General features: G+C 57.1%; 15 protein-coding genes, 2 tRNA genes and 1 rRNA gene. 12 read left to right on the top strand and 6 right to left on the bottom strand.

Annotation, left to right across the window (positions count from 1 at the left end; genetic code table 11):
* Window positions 1-6: 6 nt before the first annotated feature.
* The 3 genes from rrf to FT726_RS21955 all read left to right on the top strand — a co-directional run bounded on the left by rrf (window position 7) and on the right by FT726_RS21955 (window position 383).
* Window positions 7-122, top strand: a 5S ribosomal RNA gene (gene rrf, locus FT726_RS21965).
* 100 nt (window positions 123-222) lie between these two features.
* Window positions 223-299, top strand: a tRNA-Asp gene (locus FT726_RS21960).
* An 8-nt stretch (window positions 300-307) separates the two neighbouring features.
* Window positions 308-383: transfer RNA gene (locus FT726_RS21955), tRNA-Trp, on the top strand.
* A gap of 105 nt (window positions 384-488) precedes the next feature.
* Here FT726_RS21955 and hdfR read toward each other — a convergent pair.
* On the bottom strand, window positions 489-1,310 hold the full coding sequence (hdfR, locus tag FT726_RS21950; RefSeq protein ID WP_031279770.1) for an HTH-type transcriptional regulator HdfR: 822 nt from the start codon (window positions 1,308-1,310) through the stop codon (window positions 489-491).
* 121 nt (window positions 1,311-1,431) lie between these two features.
* On the opposite strand from hdfR, the gene FT726_RS21945 reads away from it, so the two are divergent.
* Window positions 1,432-1,770, top strand: coding sequence for a DUF413 domain-containing protein (locus FT726_RS21945; RefSeq protein ID WP_021507919.1), 339 nt, complete (start codon window positions 1,432-1,434; stop codon window positions 1,768-1,770).
* Window positions 1,771-1,798: 28 nt separating this feature from the next.
* Here the strand turns inward: FT726_RS21945 and FT726_RS21940 are convergent, their stop codons facing one another.
* Complete coding sequence (locus FT726_RS21940) at window positions 1,799-3,319, bottom strand: YifB family Mg chelatase-like AAA ATPase (protein WP_021507918.1); 1,521 nt, start codon at window positions 3,317-3,319, stop codon at window positions 1,799-1,801.
* A 328-nt stretch (window positions 3,320-3,647) separates the two neighbouring features.
* Between FT726_RS21940 and ilvL the strand changes: the two genes are divergently transcribed.
* From ilvL to ilvA, 6 genes are all read left to right on the top strand, one after another.
* Window positions 3,648-3,746, top strand: a complete 99-nt coding sequence (gene ilvL / locus FT726_RS21935) for an ilv operon leader peptide (protein ID WP_071813600.1) — start codon at window positions 3,648-3,650, stop codon at window positions 3,744-3,746.
* A gap of 149 nt (window positions 3,747-3,895) precedes the next feature.
* Window positions 3,896-5,542 (top strand): acetolactate synthase 2 catalytic subunit, encoded by a 1,647-nt coding sequence (gene ilvG / locus FT726_RS21930; RefSeq protein ID WP_021507917.1) that lies wholly within the window; start codon window positions 3,896-3,898, stop codon window positions 5,540-5,542.
* Window positions 5,539-5,796, top strand: a complete 258-nt coding sequence (gene ilvM, locus FT726_RS21925) for an acetolactate synthase 2 small subunit (protein WP_008106624.1) — start codon at window positions 5,539-5,541, stop codon at window positions 5,794-5,796. Before ilvG ends, ilvM begins: the two co-directional genes overlap by 4 nt.
* Before the next feature lie 18 nt (window positions 5,797-5,814).
* Window positions 5,815-6,744, top strand: coding sequence for a branched-chain amino acid transaminase (locus tag FT726_RS21920; RefSeq protein ID WP_021507916.1), 930 nt, complete (start codon window positions 5,815-5,817; stop codon window positions 6,742-6,744).
* A gap of 61 nt (window positions 6,745-6,805) precedes the next feature.
* Window positions 6,806-8,656, top strand: coding sequence for a dihydroxy-acid dehydratase (gene ilvD / locus FT726_RS21915; protein WP_021507915.1), 1,851 nt, complete (start codon window positions 6,806-6,808; stop codon window positions 8,654-8,656).
* 6 nt (window positions 8,657-8,662) lie between these two features.
* Window positions 8,663-10,207: a threonine ammonia-lyase, biosynthetic gene (gene ilvA, locus FT726_RS21910; RefSeq protein ID WP_238561384.1), complete on the top strand. Its 1,545-nt coding sequence runs from the start codon at window positions 8,663-8,665 to the stop codon at window positions 10,205-10,207.
* Between the two features lies 1 nt (window position 10,208).
* Here ilvA and ilvY read toward each other — a convergent pair whose 3' ends face one another.
* Window positions 10,209-11,090 carry an HTH-type transcriptional activator IlvY gene (gene ilvY / locus FT726_RS21905; RefSeq protein WP_021507913.1) on the bottom strand — a complete coding sequence of 294 codons (882 nt, stop codon included), beginning with the start codon at window positions 11,088-11,090 and terminating at the stop codon, window positions 10,209-10,211.
* A 162-nt stretch (window positions 11,091-11,252) separates the two neighbouring features.
* Here ilvY and ilvC point away from each other — a divergent pair, with 162 nt between their 5' ends.
* Entirely contained in the window at window positions 11,253-12,728 is a 1,476-nt protein-coding gene (gene ilvC, locus FT726_RS21900; RefSeq protein WP_346303442.1) for a ketol-acid reductoisomerase, read from the top strand.
* 302 nt (window positions 12,729-13,030) lie between these two features.
* On the opposite strand, the gene FT726_RS21895 is transcribed toward ilvC, so the two are convergent.
* From FT726_RS21895 to FT726_RS21885, 3 genes are all read right to left on the bottom strand, one after another.
* The gene (locus FT726_RS21895; RefSeq protein WP_021507911.1) at window positions 13,031-14,365 is read right to left on the bottom strand and encodes an MFS transporter; all 1,335 of its coding nucleotides are present in this window, start codon (window positions 14,363-14,365) and stop codon (window positions 13,031-13,033) included.
* Window positions 14,366-14,654: 289 nt separating this feature from the next.
* Window positions 14,655-15,656 (bottom strand): inner membrane protein YhjD, encoded by a 1,002-nt coding sequence (gene yhjD, locus FT726_RS21890; RefSeq protein WP_058759376.1) that lies wholly within the window; start codon window positions 15,654-15,656, stop codon window positions 14,655-14,657.
* A gap of 50 nt (window positions 15,657-15,706) precedes the next feature.
* Entirely contained in the window at window positions 15,707-16,606 is a 900-nt protein-coding gene (locus tag FT726_RS21885; protein WP_031279769.1) for a LysR family transcriptional regulator, read from the bottom strand.
* A gap of 115 nt (window positions 16,607-16,721) precedes the next feature.
* On the opposite strand from FT726_RS21885, the gene FT726_RS21880 reads away from it, so the two are divergent.
* On the top strand, window positions 16,722-17,073 hold a 352-nt coding region (locus tag FT726_RS21880; protein WP_346303441.1), incomplete at its 3' end, for an SDR family NAD(P)-dependent oxidoreductase.

The following is a 17,073-nucleotide window of genomic DNA, read 5'->3' as shown; positions in this document are numbered from 1 at the left end:
AATTTGCCTGGCGGCAACAGCGCGGTGGTCCCACCTGACCCCATGCCGAACTCAGAAGTGAAACGCCGTAGCGCCGATGGTAGTGTGGGGCCTCCCCATGCGAGAGTAGGGAACTGCCAGGCATCAATTTAAGACCCCTAATCGGGTCGTGACCTTCCCGGTGACGCGGAAAGGGCGAAACACCTGAAATCAGCGACGGTCTGATATCAGTACAGAATCGGTGGAGCGGTAGTTCAGTTGGTTAGAATACCTGCCTGTCACGCAGGGGGTCGCGGGTTCGAGCCCCGTCCGTTCCGCCACCCTAATTAGGGGCGTAGTTCAATTGGTAGAGCACCGGTCTCCAAAACCGGGTGTTGGGGGTTCGAGTCCCTCCGCCCCTGCCAGAAAATAATCCTTTGCTTCGGCAAAGGATTTTTTTTTGCCTGAAATTCGGCACAGGCAAGAGCCTGAGTTTCATTTCTTCCACTCAAACTCCCTCAATTATTGCTTCAGTGAGTCAGGACCGGATATTTAAGCAGCTGACGAATGTGTGCCTGTTGATCGCTATTCTGCAGCCATACCGCATATAACGGTCGCACTGCGACAGGTGTGTCTGGAATAACCATCAAATCACTGTAAATGCCGTGCCAGAAATCAGGTAAAAAAGCGCAGGCTCCCGTGGTATGCAGCAATTCGCGGGTCACATGTGCTGAAGTGGTAGTTAATACCGGTACGTCATCACTGGAAAGATAACTTTCATGCTGATGGAAATCCGCGCCCCACTCGAGTTTGATGTAATCATATTTTTCACGCTTTTCAGTTTTGCGTGCGCGAAAGAGCGCGAGAGAAATATGACCGATCTGCTGGCTGGTGAGTTCATCCATTTTTGGCGCTTCAGTGGTGATCAGCAAATCGAGCTGACGCTCATGTAACTGCTTGACCAGCAAATGGCGCTGAGCAATACGTGCTTCCAGATGCAGGCTCTCCCGGTTCTCGTATAGCGTCTGCAGCCAGGGCGTAAGATACGCTTCCCAGAGCGATGCACTGGCACCGATTGATAGCTCATGGTGCTGCTGGGTATGCGAAACCTCCTTCTTTGCCATCAGCCAGGTACTCATCAGGCTCTCAGCGTAGGGCAATAAGCGCTCGCCTGCTGAAGTCAGCCGGATATTATTGCGGTGACGGGTAAAAAGATTAACGCCCAGCTGATTTTCCAGCTGACGGATGCGAAAACTAACGGCAGATTGCGTGAGGTAAAGCGCTTCAGCAGCACGCCCGAAATGACGCGTTCTGCTCACTTCGAGGAAAGTTTTCAGTAATTCCGTATCCACAGCATTCTCCCAAAAAATGTTTGTCGTACTGATTTAAATGTTTTGTTTTACACTCTGTCAAGCCTATCTAATACTCCGCGCCATAAATAGCACGGCCATATGAGAATCAGGAGCGTGTAAGATGGCGGACAGCTTCGCAACAACTAATCGTTTCTTTGATAACAAACATTACCCTCGTGGTTTTTCGCGTCATGGTGACTTCACCATTAAAGAAGCTCAGCTTCTGGAACGCCACGGATACGCTTTCAACGAACTGGATCTCGCTAAGCGCGATCCGGAGACCGAAGAAGAGCGTCTGTTTATTGAAGTCTGTCGTGGTCTGCGTGAGCCGCAGACTGAGGCTGAACGTGTCTGGTCAAAATACACTGCACGTATCAAGCGTCCGAAACGTTTTCATACCTTGTCCGGCGGTAAACCGCAGATGGACACGGTGGAAGACTTCAGCGATAGCGACGATTAACATGACGGGGCTGATTTCAGCCCCGTTGTCATTCCAGGCTTTTATGCAGGTAAATTAGTAAACGATCGATACTGCGATATCCCACCGCCTCCTGCAGATGCTGACGCGTAATCTGCCGTTCACCCGCTAAATCTGCGATGGTTCTCGCCACCTTTAAGATGCGCTGCCATGCACGCACCGATAATCCCAGTGCATTCAGGATCTCCTCCAGCCATTCCGCGTCCTGCTGCTGTAACACACAATCACGGGCGATCTCCGGATTCGACAGCTGCGCATTCACTTTGCCCGCGCGTGCCATCTGTATCGCCCGGGCGGCCAGTACGCGGGCGCGCACCTGCGCGCTGGTTTCGCTGTGCTGCTGCTTCTGGCTAAGCGAGCCGCCCGGTAGCAGCGGAATCTCCAGCGACAGGTCGAAGCGATCCAGAAACGGGCCAGACAGCCGGCTGAGATAGCGCAGCACCTGCTGCGGCGTGCAGCGATTATGATTCCCCTGATAATGGCCCGTCGGGCTGGGATTCATTGCACCAATCAGCTGAAAGCGTGCAGGGAAAGTGACTTTGGCGCGGGAACGGGAAATGGCGATTTCTCCGGACTCAATCGGCTCGCGTAACGCATCCAGTGCTTTGCGCTCAAACTCGGGCAGTTCATCAAGAAACAGCACCCCGTTGTGCGCCAGCGAAATTTCGCCCGGCCGCGGTAGTGATCCTCCGCCGACCAGCGCATACAACGATGCGCTGTGATGAGGCGCTCTGAACGGCCGTCTACGCCACTGATGATGTAGCGTACCGCTGCTGACCAGGCTGGCAATTGCGGCGCACTCCAGCGCTTCCTGGTCATCCAGCGGCGGCATAATGCCGGGCAGTCGGGTTGCCAGCATGGTCTTACCGGTGCCGGGCGGGCCCAGCAGCAACAGGTTATGGCCACCGGCGGCGGTAATTTCCAGCGCGCGCCGTCCCTGCTGCTGGCCAATAATATCGCTCAGGTCCTGCTGCTCGTGCGGCACCGTTTCAGGCTGGTAATGGGCGACCGTCAGCGCCGTCTGGTTATGCAGGAAAGCGCAGATCTCCACCAGATGCTTGCCCACCAGCGTTTCACCCTGTTGTATCAGGCCGACATCCTGTTGATTCTGCTCCGCTAAGACCATCTGACGCCCGGCCTGCAGTGCCGCCATGGCAGCAGGAATCGCGGCCTGAACGCCACACAGCGCGCCGTTTAGCGCCAACTCACCCAGGAACTCATAATGGGCCAGCTTATCGCCTGGCAGCTGCTCTGAGGCCGCGAGAATGGCGATAGCGATCGGCAGGTCGTAGCGCCCACCCTCTTTAGGTAAATCTGCTGGCGCGAGATTAATGGTGACGCGCTTCGCCGGAAAGGTGAAACCGCTATTGATAATGGCGCTGCGCACGCGTTCGCGGGCTTCTTTGACGGTGGTTTCCGGCAGACCTACCAGCGTCAATGCTGGCAGACCGTTGCTGATATGCACTTCAATCGTCACCAGTGGAGCCTGCACTCCGAGCGCCGCGCGTGTTAATACTTTCGATAAAGACATAACCGCTCCTTGTTGCCTTTATCCTTGCTGAAAAAAATCCACACGGCGACCGCTGAAACTATCATCCTGAAGCGGTATTCAGGAAAATCGCTGCGCTTTTCATCCTGTTCATTAATTTTCGCAGCCAGATCGCAAAAGCAAAATAACGGTTGCGTCGCGGGCGTAATGAATAATTATCACAAATGCGAATAACCTTTTACTTACAAAGCGATAACGCACGTCAGCTGCGCGCGTCATAAAATTTTCCGATGAAAATTATTGTAAATCCCCTGCTAACTATGGTAACTCTGTAGGTATTACTTCGAACTAACGAAAAAACAGACGACACATGAAAGCCCTTCTACAAGTGATTAGCCTAGTCGTGATTAGCGTGGTGGTGATTATTAACCCACCGTGCGGGGCTACGCTTGGAGAAAGAAAGGCTTAAAAATCAAGCCTGGAATTCGAAAAACCCCCGCACCGTAAGGTCCGGGGGTTTTTTTTCGACCAGACGAAATATCAGCGAATCAGCGAGGAACAGATTATGAGCAGTAGCATAAAATTCTGTTGTTCCAGCAGGAATACAGGAGAATAACCATGACAGGTGCACAGTGGGTAGTTCAGGCTTTACGCGCGCAGGGTGTCGACACAGTGTTTGGTTATCCTGGCGGAGCAATCATGCCAGTGTACGATGCGCTCTACGATGGCGGCGTGGAACATCTACTGTGTCGTCATGAACAAGGTGCGGTGATGGCAGCGATCGGTTATGCGCGTGCGACCGGCAAAACCGGGGTTTGCATCGCGACTTCCGGACCGGGCGCCACCAACCTGATCACCGGGCTGGCCGATGCGATGATGGATTCCGTTCCGGTTGTCGCCATCACCGGGCAGGTCTCTTCAGCGTTTATCGGTACCGACGCCTTTCAGGAGATCGACGTTCTTGGCCTGTCATTAGCCTGCACTAAACACAGCTTCCTCGTTGAATCGCTGGATGATTTACCCTCGGTGATGGCGGAAGCTTTCGCCATCGCGCAGTCCGGCCGTCCGGGACCGGTACTGGTCGACATCCCCAAAGATATTCAGATTGCCAGCGGTGACCTGACGCCGCACCTGCTGCCGGTTGAAGAAGCACTGAGCCACTCACCGCAGCACATTGCCGAAGCGCGCGCGCTGATGGCGCAGGCGCAAAAACCGATGCTGTATATCGGCGGCGGTGTCGGCATGGCGCAGGCCGTCCCGGCGCTGCGGGCTATGGCGCAGGAGACCGGCATCCCGATGGTTTCTACCCTGAAAGGCCTGGGCAGCGCCGAAGCCAGCAGCGATCTCTATCTCGGTATGCTCGGCATGCACGGCACCAAAGCGGCCAACCTGGCGGTGCAATCCTGTGATTTGCTGATTGCCGTCGGCGCACGCTTCGACGACCGCGTCACCGGTAAGCTGGATACCTTCGCGCCGCACGCCAGCGTCATTCATATCGATATCGATCCGGCGGAATTGAACAAACTGCGTCGCGCTCACGTTTCGCTGCAGGGCGATCTCAACCAGGTGTTGCCGGCGCTGAGCATGCCGCTGCAGATCGACGGCTGGCGTACTGAAGTTAAAGCGATGAACGCGGAGTTCGCGTGGCGTTACGACCATCCTGGCGAGGCGATCTACGCGCCGCTGCTGCTGAAGCAGTTGTCAGATCGTAAACCTGACAGCGCGGTGGTAACCACCGACGTTGGCCAGCACCAGATGTGGGCGGCGCAGCACATGCGCTTCAGCGCGCCGGAAAACTTCATCACCTCCAGCGGTCTGGGCACCATGGGCTTTGGGCTGCCGGCTGCGGTAGGCGCGCAGGTTGCCCGTCCGGATGACACCGTTATCTGCGTGTCCGGTGACGGCTCAATCATGATGAATATTCAGGAGCTGGGCACCATCAAGCGTAAGCAGCTGCCGGTAAAAATCCTGCTGCTGGATAACCAGCGTCTTGGCATGGTTCGCCAGTGGCAGCAGCTGTTCTTTGATGGCCGCTATAGCGAAACCATCCTCACCGATAACCCCGATTTCCTCACGCTGGCCAGCGCCTTTGATATTCCGGGCCAGCGCATTAGCCGTAAAGATCAGGTCGACGCCGCGATTGATGCTCTGCTGAACAGTGAAGGTCCTTACTTCCTGCATGTTGCGATTGATGAGCATGAAAACGTCTGGCCACTGGTACCGCCGGGTGCCAGCAACGCAAACATGATGGAGAAAACCGTATGAACCAGCATCAATTGTCTATCGAAGCCCGCTTTCGCCCTGAAATATTGGAGCGCATTTTGCGCGTCGTGCGTCACCGTGGCTTCCAGGTCTGCGCGATGAATATGGCGTCCGCCGTCAATGCGGAGAACATTAATATCGAAATGACCGTTGCCAGCCAGCGCTCTGTCGATTTACTGTCTTCGCAGTTAAGCAAACTTATGGATGTCGCCTGTGTCGAGATCCAGCAACAGACAACACAACAAATCCGCGCCTAGTCGCCAAAGGAAATAACAATGAGTACGAAGAAAGCAGACTTTATCTGGTTCAATGGAGAGATGGTTAAGTGGGAAGACGCTAAGGTTAGCGTTATGTCTCACGCACTGCATTACGGCACCTCTGTGTTCGAAGGCGTTCGCTGCTACGACTCACACAAAGGTCCGGTGGTGTTCCGTCACCGTGAACACATGCAGCGTCTGCACGACTCCGCCAAAATTTACCGTTTCCCGATCAAAGCCAGCGTGGATGAGTTGATGGAAGCGTGCCGCGAAGTCATCCGCGTCAATAAACTGAAGAGCGCCTACATTCGTCCGCTGGCCTTTGTCGGCGACGTGGGTCTCGGCGTTAACCCGCCAGACGGCTTCACCACCGATGTAATCATCGCTGCGTTCCCGTGGGGGGCTTATCTGGGTGCCGAAGCGCTGGAGCAGGGCATCAACGCCATGGTTTCTTCCTGGAATCGCGTGGCGCCAAATACCCTGCCAACCGCGGCGAAAGCAGGCGGTAACTATCTCTCTTCCCTGCTGGTTGGCAGCGAAGCGCGCCGCCACGGCTATCAGGAAGGTATCGCGCTGGATACCCAGGGTTATATCTCCGAAGGTGCTGGCGAAAACCTGTTTGAAGTGAAAGACGGCATCCTGTTCACCCCACCGTTCACCTCTTCAGCGCTGCCGGGCATCACCCGCGACGCCATCATCAAGCTGGCGAAGGATCTCGGTATCGAAGTGCGCGAGCAGGTGCTGTCACGCGAATCGCTGTACCTGGCGGATGAAGTGTTCATGTCCGGTACTGCCGCAGAAATCACGCCGGTACGCAGCGTGGACGGCATCCAGGTGGGTGAGGGCAAACGTGGCCCGGTGACCACCAAAATCCAGCAGGCGTTCTTTGGCCTGTTCACCGGCGAAACCGAAGACAAGTACGGCTGGCTGGATCAGGTGAATCCATAACAAGACAGTAACGCGGGTGCAGCAGCGCCCGCGTCATTTTTCAGACTGGAGTAAATAGAGCATGCCTAAGTACCGTTCCGCCACCACCACCCATGGTCGTAACATGGCGGGTGCCCGTGCCCTGTGGCGCGCCACCGGAATGACCGACGACGATTTCGGTAAGCCGATTATCGCCGTGGTTAACTCCTTCACCCAATTCGTACCGGGCCACGTGCACCTGCGCGATCTTGGCAAACTGGTTGCTGAGCAAATCGAAGCCGCGGGTGGTGTAGCCAAAGAGTTCAACACCATCGCGGTGGATGACGGTATCGCCATGGGTCATGGCGGCATGCTGTATTCACTGCCTTCACGCGAGCTGATTGCCGACTCCGTGGAATATATGGTGAACGCCCACTGCGCCGACGCCATGGTATGTATCTCCAACTGCGACAAAATCACCCCCGGCATGCTGATGGCCTCGCTGCGCCTCAACATTCCGGTGATCTTTGTCTCCGGCGGTCCAATGGAAGCCGGTAAAACCAAGCTGTCAGACAAAATCATCAAGCTGGATCTGGTGGACGCGATGATTCAGGGGGCGAACCCGAACGTCAGCGATGCCGACAGCGAGCAGATTGAGCGTTCCGCCTGCCCGACCTGCGGCTCGTGCTCCGGCATGTTCACCGCCAACTCCATGAACTGTCTGACCGAAGCGCTGGGCCTGTCGCAGCCGGGCAACGGCTCGCTGCTTGCAACCCACGCCGATCGTAAAGACCTGTTCATCAACGCCGGCAAGCGCATCGTTAACCTGACCAAACAGTATTACGAGCAGGATGATGCGCGCGTGCTGCCGCGTAACATCGCCAGCAAAGCTGCGTTCGAAAACGCCATGACGCTGGATATCGCCATGGGCGGTTCCACCAATACCGTGCTGCACCTGCTGGCCGCCGCGCAGGAAGGCGAGATCGATTTCAACATTTCCGACATCGATCGCCTGTCACGCAAAGTGCCGCACCTGTGCAAAGTGGCGCCGAGCACACAGAAATATCATATGGAAGATGTGCACCGCGCGGGCGGGGTAATCGGTATTCTTGGCGAGCTGGATCGTGCCGGCCTGCTGCACACCGACGTGCGCAACGTGCTGGGTCTCAACCTGCGCGAAACCCTCGATCAGTACGACATCATGCTGACCAAAGACGAAGCGGTGAAGAAGATGTTCCGCGCCGGCCCGGCGGGCATCCGTACTACCCAGGCGTTCTCACAGGACTGCCGCTGGGATACGCTGGATGACGATCGTCAGGAAGGCTGTATCCGCACGCGCGAACACGCATTCTCTCAGGATGGCGGTCTGGCAGTGCTGTACGGCAACATGGCGGAAGATGGCTGCATCGTGAAAACCGCCGGCGTCGACAAAGAGATCCTCACCTTTAAAGGTCCGGCAAAAGTGTATGAAAGCCAGGACGATGCGGTGGAAGCGATTCTCGGCGGCAAAGTGGTCGCCGGTGACGTGGTGGTCATCCGCTACGAAGGGCCGAAAGGCGGTCCGGGCATGCAGGAAATGCTCTATCCGACCACTTATCTGAAATCGATGGGCCTTGGCAAAAGCTGTGCGCTGATCACTGACGGACGCTTCTCGGGTGGCACCTCGGGTCTCTCCATTGGCCACGCATCGCCGGAAGCGGCGAACGGCGGCACCATCGCGCTGGTTAAAGATGGCGACATCATTGAAATCGATATCCCGAATCGCGGCATTAAACTGGCGGTACCGGATAACGAACTGCATGCCCGTCGTGAAGAAGAGGAAGCGCGTGGCGAAGCGGCTTATACGCCGCACGGTCGTGTGCGTCAGGTCTCCTTCGCACTGCGTGCTTATGCATCGCTCGCCACCAGCGCTGACAAGGGCGCGGTGCGCGATAAGTCTAAGCTGGGGGGCTAATCTCTGATGGCTGAGTCTCAACCGCTTTCCGCGTCGCCCAATGGCGCGGAGTATCTGCGCGCGGTGCTGCGTGCGCCTGTGTACGAAATTGCCCAGGTGACGCCGCTGCAAAAAATGGAAAAAATTTCGTCGCGTCTTGGCAACACCATTCTGGTGAAGCGCGAAGATCGCCAGCCGGTGCACAGCTTCAAGCTGCGCGGTGCCTACGCCATGATCGCCGGCCTGACGGAAGAGCAGAAAGCGCGCGGCGTGGTTACTGCTTCGGCGGGTAACCATGCGCAGGGCGTGGCGCTCTCGGCCAGCACGCTCGGCATCAAGTCACTGATTGTGATGCCAGTGGCGACGGCGGACATCAAGGTTGATGCAGTGCGCGCGTTTGGCGGTGAGGCTTACCTGTTTGGCGCCAACTTTGACGAGGCTAAAGCCAAAGCGATTGAGCTGGCGGAGCAGCAGGGTTACACCTTCGTGCCGCCGTTTGATCATCCGGCGGTGATTGCCGGTCAGGGCACGCTGGCGATGGAGCTGTTGCAGCAGGATGCGCATCTCGATCGCGTGTTTGTGCCGGTAGGCGGCGGCGGCTTAGCGGCGGGTGTGGCGGTACTGATTAAACAGCTGATGCCGCAAATCAAGGTTATCGCGGTCGAGTCGCAGGACTCTGCCTGCCTGAAGGCGGCGCTTGATGCCGGCGAGCCGGTGGATTTGCCGCGCGTCGGGCTGTTTGCCGAAGGCGTGGCGGTCAAGCGTATCGGCAGCGAGACCTTCCGCCTGTGCAAAGAATACCTCGACGACATCATCACCGTGGACAGCGATGCCATCTGCGCAGCGATGAAGGATCTGTTCGAGGATGTGCGAGCGGTGGCGGAGCCTTCCGGCGCGCTGGCGCTGGCGGGCATGAAGAAGTACATCCAGCAGCACGACATCAAAGGCGAGCGGCTGGCGCACGTGCTGTCGGGCGCCAACGTTAACTTCCACGGTCTGCGCTATGTCTCCGAGCGCTGTGAACTGGGTGAGCAGCGTGAAGCGCTGCTGGCGGTCACCATTCCTGAGCAGCAGGGCAGCTTCCTGCGTTTCTGCCAGACGCTGGGCGGTCGTGCGGTAACTGAGTTCAACTACCGTTATGCCGATGCCGACAACGCCTGCATCTTTGTTGGCGTGCGTTTAACGCGCGGCCTTGAAGAGCGCAGCGAGATCATAAGCCAGCTGACTGAAGGCGGCTATCAGGTGGTGGATTTGTCAGACGATGAGATGGCGAAGCTGCACGTGCGCTACATGGTGGGTGGACGCCCGTCAAAACCGCTGCGTGAACGGCTGTTCAGCTTCGAATTTCCGGAAGCGCCGGGCGCGCTGCTGAAGTTCCTGCAGACGCTGGGCGCGCACTGGAACATTTCGCTGTTCCACTATCGCAGCCACGGCACCGATTTTGGTCGCGTGCTGGCGGCGTTCGAGATCAACGACAAAGAGCCGGATTTCGACACTCACCTCAACGCGCTCGGCTATGAGTGGCACGACGAAGCCAGCAATCCGGCATTTCGCTTCTTCCTCGCCGGCTAAACTACAGCAGGTGCCAGAAAGCATTAATCAGCGGCTCCCCGAGCCGCTTTTTTTGTACGCATACGCCAAGCTCCAGCGGCGCCACCGATTCGACATTTTCAAGCGTCAGCACGCGATTGCGCACCGGTTCCGGACTGTTTTCCAGCACCACATCCGGCAGCAGCGCGATGCCGCAGCCGAGCGCCACCATCGACACAATCGCCTCATGGCCAGACACCGTGGCGTAAATCTGCGGGTTGGCAATGCGGTGGCGGCGAAACCATAAATCAATGCCGCGCCGCGCCGGCCCCTGATCCGGCAGGATAAAGGGAATCTGCGACCAGTCCGGCTGTTCCTGCGTCGCCTGGCTGCGCACCGGGCAGGGCAGCGCCGGGGCGATCAGCACCAGCGGGATTAAACCCAGCGGTGTAAAATCGATGCTGGCGGGCAGCGACTCCGGCCGGCCAGCGATGGCCAGATCCGCTTCGCCGGACTGCACCATTTCAATGGCATCAGCAGCGTCGCCGGTGGTGAGTTTAATTTCCACCTGCGGATGCTCCGCGCGAAAGCGGTCGAGAATCGGCGGCAGATGGCTGTAGGCGGCGGTTACCGAGCAGAACAGGCGTAGCTCGCCGCTCAGCGACGGGCCGTTCAGGTCCATGACATGGCGCAACTGCTGATACTGCAGCAGGGTCTGCTGAGCGAACTGACGCAGCCGCTCGCCGGCTTCGGTCAGCGTCACGGTGCGGTTGTCGCGCAGGAACAGCGCGTGTCCGACATCCTCTTCCAGCCGCTGAATCTGGCGTGATAATGTCGACGGGCTGACGTGCATGGCGCGCGCGGTGCGGCCAAAGTGGCAGCTTTCCGCCAGGTGAAGAAACAGTTTCAGGTCTCGTAAATCCATGCGCGTTTTGCCCTCAGCGTGATGTTGCAAATTCTGCAATGTGACGTTGTTAATATATCAATTTAAGCAACAGATTTCCTGTCATATGATGGGGTCATTCGCGGCGCTAAATCCGGCACCGTTACTGAACAAAAGCAAACACAACATCTGAGCGGAGTACCCATGGCTAACTACTTCAACACATTGAATCTGCGCAATCAGTTAGCGCAGTTAGGCAAATGTCGCTTCATGTCGCGCGATGAATTCGCGGATGGCGCTAGCTTCCTGAAAGGTAAGAAAGTGGTCATCGTCGGCTGCGGCGCGCAGGGCCTGAACCAGGGTCTGAACATGCGTGACTCTGGCCTCGATGTGTCTTACGCACTGCGCGCTGAAGCCATTGCTGAGAAGCGTGCGTCGTTCCGTAAAGCCACCGAAAACGGTTTTAAAGTGGGTACTTACGAAGAGCTGATCCCGCAGGCGGATCTGGTGGTTAACCTGACGCCGGACAAGCAGCACTCTGCCGTTGTGCAGGCCGTTCAGCCGCTGATGAAAGACGGTGCCGCGCTGGGTTACTCTCACGGTTTCAACATCGTCGAAGTGGGCGAGACCATCCGTAAAGACATCACCGTGGTGATGGTGGCACCGAAGTGCCCGGGTACCGAAGTGCGTGAAGAGTACAAACGTGGCTTCGGCGTTCCAACGCTGATCGCTGTTCACCCGGAAAACGATCCAAAAGGCGAAGGCATGGCGATTGCCAAAGCCTGGGCTGCAGCCACCGGCGGCGACCGTGCAGGCGTGCTGGAATCGTCTTTCGTGGCAGAAGTCAAATCAGACCTGATGGGCGAGCAGACCATTCTGTGCGGTATGCTGCAGGCCGGTTCACTGCTGTGCTTCGACAAGCTGGTGGCTGAAGGTCACGACGCGGCTTACACCGAGAAACTGATTCAGTTCGGCTGGGAAACCATCACCGAATCGCTGAAGTTCGGCGGCATCACGCTGATGATGGATCGTCTGTCTAATCCGGCAAAAATCCGCGCTTACGCGCTGTCTGAGCAGCTGAAAACCATCATGGCACCGCTGTTCCAGAAGCATATGGATGACATCATCTCGGGTGAATTCTCCTCCGGTATGATGGCTGACTGGGCGAATGACGACAAAAACCTGCTGACCTGGCGTGAAGAGACCGGTAAAACCGCGTTCGAAAATGCCCCGCAGTTCGAAGGCAAAATCGACGAGCAGGAGTACTACGACAAAGGCGTGGTCATGGTTGCGATGGTGAAAGCGGGCGTTGAGCTGGCATTTGAAACCATGGTTGACGCGGGCATCATCGAAGAGTCGGCTTACTATGAATCGCTGCACGAGCTGCCGCTGATTGCCAACACCATCGCCCGTAAGCGTCTGTATGAAATGAACGTAGTAATTTCCGATACCGCAGAATACGGTAACTACCTGTTCTCCTTCGCAGCCGTTCCGCTGTTGAAAGAGTTCATGACCACGCTGCAGCCTGGCGATCGGGGCAAAGCGGTGGAAGGCACGCAGGTGGATAACGCGCAGCTGCGCGACGTGAACGAAGCGATCCGCCAGCATCCAATCGAAGCCGTTGGCCGCAAACTGCGTGGCTATATGACCGACATGAAACGCATCGCCGTCGCGGGCTAAGGCACGCGAGACACAGTTTTCAGCCCAATCAAACCCCGGCTTGCCGGGGTTTTTTTATACCTTATGTCTGGGGGCAGAAGGGTTTTTTCACCCTCACCCTGGCCCTCTCCCGCTGGCGGGAGAGGGAACCGTTCGGTGCGGGCTGATGTTTCTGCACTTATCCATCAACACCGCGCGGATACTCCCTCTCCCGTTTACGGGAGAGGGCCGGGGAGAGGGCCAGGGTGAGGGACACACCGCACGATCCCCACACCGCCAATAAAAAACCCGGCCGGAGCCGGGTTCTGTCAACACGCAATCAATCACACCGCTTCATACAGCGTCTGATGGCGTGTCTCTTTACAGGCGATCAGCGCGATCAGCGTCAGCACTGCCATGGAGGCCAGATAGAAGCCCACCGCCTGCAAGCCGTAGTTCGCATTCAGCCAGGTCGCAATATAAGGCGCTACCGAGGCACCAAGTATTGACGACAGGTTGTAAGAGAACGACGCACCGGTATAACGAACTTCGGTCGGGAACAGTTCTGGCAGCAGCGCGCCCATCGGGCCGAATGTCAGACCCATAATACTCAGGCCGAGCAGCAGGAAGCCCATCACCAGAATCTGCGAGCCGGAGCCGAGCAGCAGCGGGAACATCAGCGCAAAGGCGATGATCATCAGCGTAATGGTGATCATCGTTTTGCGACGGCCAAAACGGTCCGCCAGCAGGCCGGCAATCGGCACCATCACGCCAAAACCGATGACCGCCACCATCAGCATCCACAGGAAGCTGTTACGCGAATAGCCGAGACCAACAGGCGCCGGCGCGGTGCCGTAGCTCATCGAATACACCGTCATAATGTAGAAAAGTGTATAGGTCGCCAGCATGATAAACGTGCCAAGAATGGTCGCGGTCATATGCTTGCTCAGCAGCGTACCGATAGGGATCCGCACCTGTTTCTTCTCTTTCTGCACTTTGGCAAACACCGGGCTCTCATGCAGCGATACGCGCACATACAGGCCGATAATCACCAGCACCGCAGAGAGCACAAACGGCACGCGCCAGCCCCAGTTCATGAACTGCTCATCGGTCAGCAGCCACGAGAGCAGCAGGAACGTGCCGTTGGCAAAGAAGAAGCCAATCGGTGCGCCCAGCTGCGGGAACGAGCCGTACAGCGCGCGTTTCTTCGCCGGGGCGTTCTCGGTGGCCAGCAGCGCCGCGCCGCCCCATTCGCCGCCCAGTCCCAGGCCCTGACCAAAACGCGCCAGCGCCAGCAGCAGCGGTGCCGCCACGCCAATGGTCTGATAACCCGGCAGCAGGCCGATCAGTACGGTAGAGACGCCCATGGTCAGCAGCGAGGCAACCAGCGTCGCTTTACGGCCCACGCGATCGCCAAAGTGACCAAACAGCGCGGAGCCAATAGGGCGCGCAACAAAGGCGATAGCGAAGGTGGCCAGCGACTGCAGTGTGGCAACCGTAGCATCACCCTGCGGGAAGAAGATATGCGGAAAAACGATTACCGCGGCGGTGGCATAGATATAAAAATCGAAGAATTCGATCGCAGTGCCGACCAGCGAGGCAACTACCACTTTACTGCGTGAGTTAACCGGTGTGCCGTCGTGTGGTTGGTCGGGTGTTTCGGAGATGGAGGCTTGCATAACTGTTTCTTAATTGTAAATGTAAACAAAGAATCTTACGCACCTGTTTTGCCGCATTCAATGACGAAAAACCGCGTCAGACCGGGCTTTGGCGGCGAAAAAGAGGATAATTTCTGAGTTACGGCAATCGGCGGCGGATGGGAAGGAGAAGCGCGGCTTTTCTGGCGTGATTCTCTGCAAAAGGGCCAAATAAAAGTGACCCTTTAGCGTTTCCTTCTGGTTTTTGCTGCTTTAGTAGCCAGCAGGAAACATTTTTTGCTGTTGCGGCAAATGTAACTGAATTGTCGCGTTAGGCAGAGTGATGCGGCTGCGACATCTCGGGATCATCCTTGTATTTTGCGGTGGCGATCCACGCGGCGCAGAACAGCGTCAGACGCGCGAAAAAGTAGAAGAAGGCCATCAGCCCCAGCACCGATCCAAAGGCGGCACCGGAGGGCGACGTCGCCAGCTTCGGCAGCGTCAGCGTCATAACAAACTTGATCACCTCAAACCCAATCGCCGCCAGCAGCGTTCCGCGCAGCAGCGCTTTTTTGCGCGGCTTATGGCGCGGCAGGATCCAGAAAATCCACAGGAACAGCAGATAGTTGGCGAAGATGGAGATCGACAGCGCGATGATGGTCATCGCCGGCCGCAGCCACTCAATATCGCCCAGCCCCAGCGCATTCACGATCGCCGCCTGCGCTGCGCCGGCAATCGAGGTCAGCGACAGCGTAATCACCAGCGCCAGCATCAGACCCAGCAGCGAAACCAGGTCGCGCAGATACTTCTTCCACCACTTTTCCTGGTCATCGGGCGTGCGTTCCCATACGTCACGCGACTGGGCGCGCACCGCTTCGCGCAGGTTACCCATCCAGTTAATGCCGGAGTAGAGCGCCAGCAGCAAACCGGTCAGGCCCACGGTCGCGCGCTGCTGAATCGCGGTATTCACGGTATTTTTCAGCGTGGTGGCCAGCGTCGGGTCGCTGATGCTGTTAACGATTTTGTTGATCAACTCAGAAAGCAGGTCCTGATTGGACGCCAGCACAAAGCCGACCGCCGCAAAGGAGACCATCAAAATCGGTATCAGCGAAAGGAACGAAAAATAGGTGATCGCCGCACCAAACTGGCTGCCGAGGCGATCGTTAAAGCGTTCCAGCGCGCGCAGAAAGTGCGCCACCGCCGGGATCGCCTGGAACCAGGCGGCAAAGCGTGAGACGCGCCTGATTGAGCCATCTACGGTTTTGTTCCCGGTTTTGATATCAATCAGCGGCTTAGCTTCAGCCGCTGAGGCTTTTGTGGTTTTGTCCGTCATAGACCTTCTGCATCCTGTTCACAGCGAAAATAAAATTATAGCCTGCCCGTTCAGGTCACGTATTCCTGCAGCACCTGACTCAGCCACTCCATAAACACCCGCACGCGGCGCGCCACGTTGCGACGGTGAGGATAGAGCAGGGAAATCGGCATCGGTTTGGCCGGGAAGTGGTGCAGCACTTCGACCAGCTGGCCGGATTCCAGCAGCGGCTGCACGCCAATCGCCGGTACCTGAATAATGCCCAGCCCGGCGATACAGGCGGCGCGATAGGTTTCGGTGCTGTTTACCGTCACCACGCCGCCGGTCTGAACGTAATGGCACTGTTTGCCATCAAAGTACTCAAAGCCCGGCGAGGGCTGCCCCAGCTGTTGGGTATAGTGCACCATGGCGTGCTGGCCGAGATCGTCCAGCCGCACCGGCATGCCGAAGCGGGAAAGGTAGCCAGGGCTGGCGCAGTTGATCAAGGCGTGCGAGCCAATTTTTCGCGCAATCAGGCCGGAATCTTTCAGTTCGCCAACGCGTAACACGCAGTCAAAGCCCTCGCGAATCACATCAACCTGGCGATCGCTGCTGCTCAGCTCAATCTCCACGCCCGGATAGTGCTGCAAAAACTCTGGCAGGCGCGGCAGGATAAAACCGGTTGCCATCGCCACCGACATATCGACGCGCAGCTTGCCGCTCAGCGTGGCAGGATCGTGCTGGAACAGGCTGTCCATATCATCCAGCATCGACAGCAAATCCAGGCAGCGATCGTAATACACCAGGCCATCCTGGGTAAGATGCACACGGCGCGTGGTACGGTGCAGCAGGCGTGTGCCCATCTGATTTTCCAGCGCCTGCAACTGGCGGGACACGCTGCCCTTGGGTAAACCCAGACTCTCAGCCGCGCGGGTAAAACTGCCCATTTCTGCCACCCGCACAAACACCTGCATAGCGTGAATTTTATCCATGTTGTTCACCGATTGTTGTTGTTAGTGAAACAGTGCTGTGTATTCCCCTGCGTTTATAGATCAATTATTCGCGAATATCCTTAATCCGTGTTCAATTTTCCAACCGGAGCGAAACATGTCTCATAAAATTGCATTGATTACCGGCGGTAACCGCGGTCTGGGCAAGAATGGCGCGCTAAAACTGGCGGCTAAGGGCGTCGATATTCTGTTTACCTGGCGCGGTCATGCTGAAGAAGCGCAGGCGGTCGTGAAGGAGATTGAGGCGCTGGGCGCGCGTGCGGTGGCGCTGCAGCTGGATGTGGGCGACAGTAAGCAGTTCGATGACTTTGCGGCACGGGTTAAAGCAACGCTGAACGAAACCTGGCAGCGCGATAGCTTTGATTATTTAGTAAACAACGCTGGCCACGGTCATTACAAGCTGCTGGCCGAAACCAGTGAAGAGGAGTTTGATGCGCTGGTGAATGTGC

The sequence above is a fragment of the Pantoea sp. Morm genome (assembly GCF_016643525.1).
Classification (GTDB): domain Bacteria; phylum Pseudomonadota; class Gammaproteobacteria; order Enterobacterales; family Enterobacteriaceae; genus Pantoea; species Pantoea dispersa.
The sequence above is the reverse complement of the archived record's forward strand: the minus strand, read 5'-3'. Positions and strand labels throughout refer to the sequence as shown.

Excerpts from the sequence above, each read along its gene's own strand:
- ilvM (WP_008106624.1), top strand. The coding sequence starts at position 5,539 with ATGAACCAGCATCAATTGTCTATCGAAGCCCGCTTTCGCCCTGAAATA.
- FT726_RS21940 (WP_021507918.1), bottom strand. The coding sequence starts at position 3,319 with ATGTCTTTATCGAAAGTATTAACACGCGCGGCGCTCGGAGTGCAGGCT.
- FT726_RS21885 (WP_031279769.1), bottom strand. The coding sequence starts at position 16,606 with ATGGATAAAATTCACGCTATGCAGGTGTTTGTGCGGGTGGCAGAAATG.
- ilvL (WP_071813600.1), top strand. The coding sequence starts at position 3,648 with ATGAAAGCCCTTCTACAAGTGATTAGCCTAGTCGTGATTAGCGTGGTG.
- FT726_RS21895 (WP_021507911.1), bottom strand. The coding sequence starts at position 14,365 with ATGCAAGCCTCCATCTCCGAAACACCCGACCAACCACACGACGGCACA.
- ilvA (WP_238561384.1), top strand. The coding sequence starts at position 8,663 with ATGGCTGAGTCTCAACCGCTTTCCGCGTCGCCCAATGGCGCGGAGTAT.
- ilvD (WP_021507915.1), top strand. The coding sequence starts at position 6,806 with ATGCCTAAGTACCGTTCCGCCACCACCACCCATGGTCGTAACATGGCG.
- ilvG (WP_021507917.1), top strand. The coding sequence starts at position 3,896 with ATGACAGGTGCACAGTGGGTAGTTCAGGCTTTACGCGCGCAGGGTGTC.
- FT726_RS21945 (WP_021507919.1), top strand. The coding sequence starts at position 1,432 with ATGGCGGACAGCTTCGCAACAACTAATCGTTTCTTTGATAACAAACAT.
- FT726_RS21920 (WP_021507916.1), top strand. The coding sequence starts at position 5,815 with ATGAGTACGAAGAAAGCAGACTTTATCTGGTTCAATGGAGAGATGGTT.
- yhjD (WP_058759376.1), bottom strand. The coding sequence starts at position 15,656 with ATGACGGACAAAACCACAAAAGCCTCAGCGGCTGAAGCTAAGCCGCTG.
- ilvY (WP_021507913.1), bottom strand. The coding sequence starts at position 11,090 with ATGGATTTACGAGACCTGAAACTGTTTCTTCACCTGGCGGAAAGCTGC.
- ilvC (WP_346303442.1), top strand. The coding sequence starts at position 11,253 with ATGGCTAACTACTTCAACACATTGAATCTGCGCAATCAGTTAGCGCAG.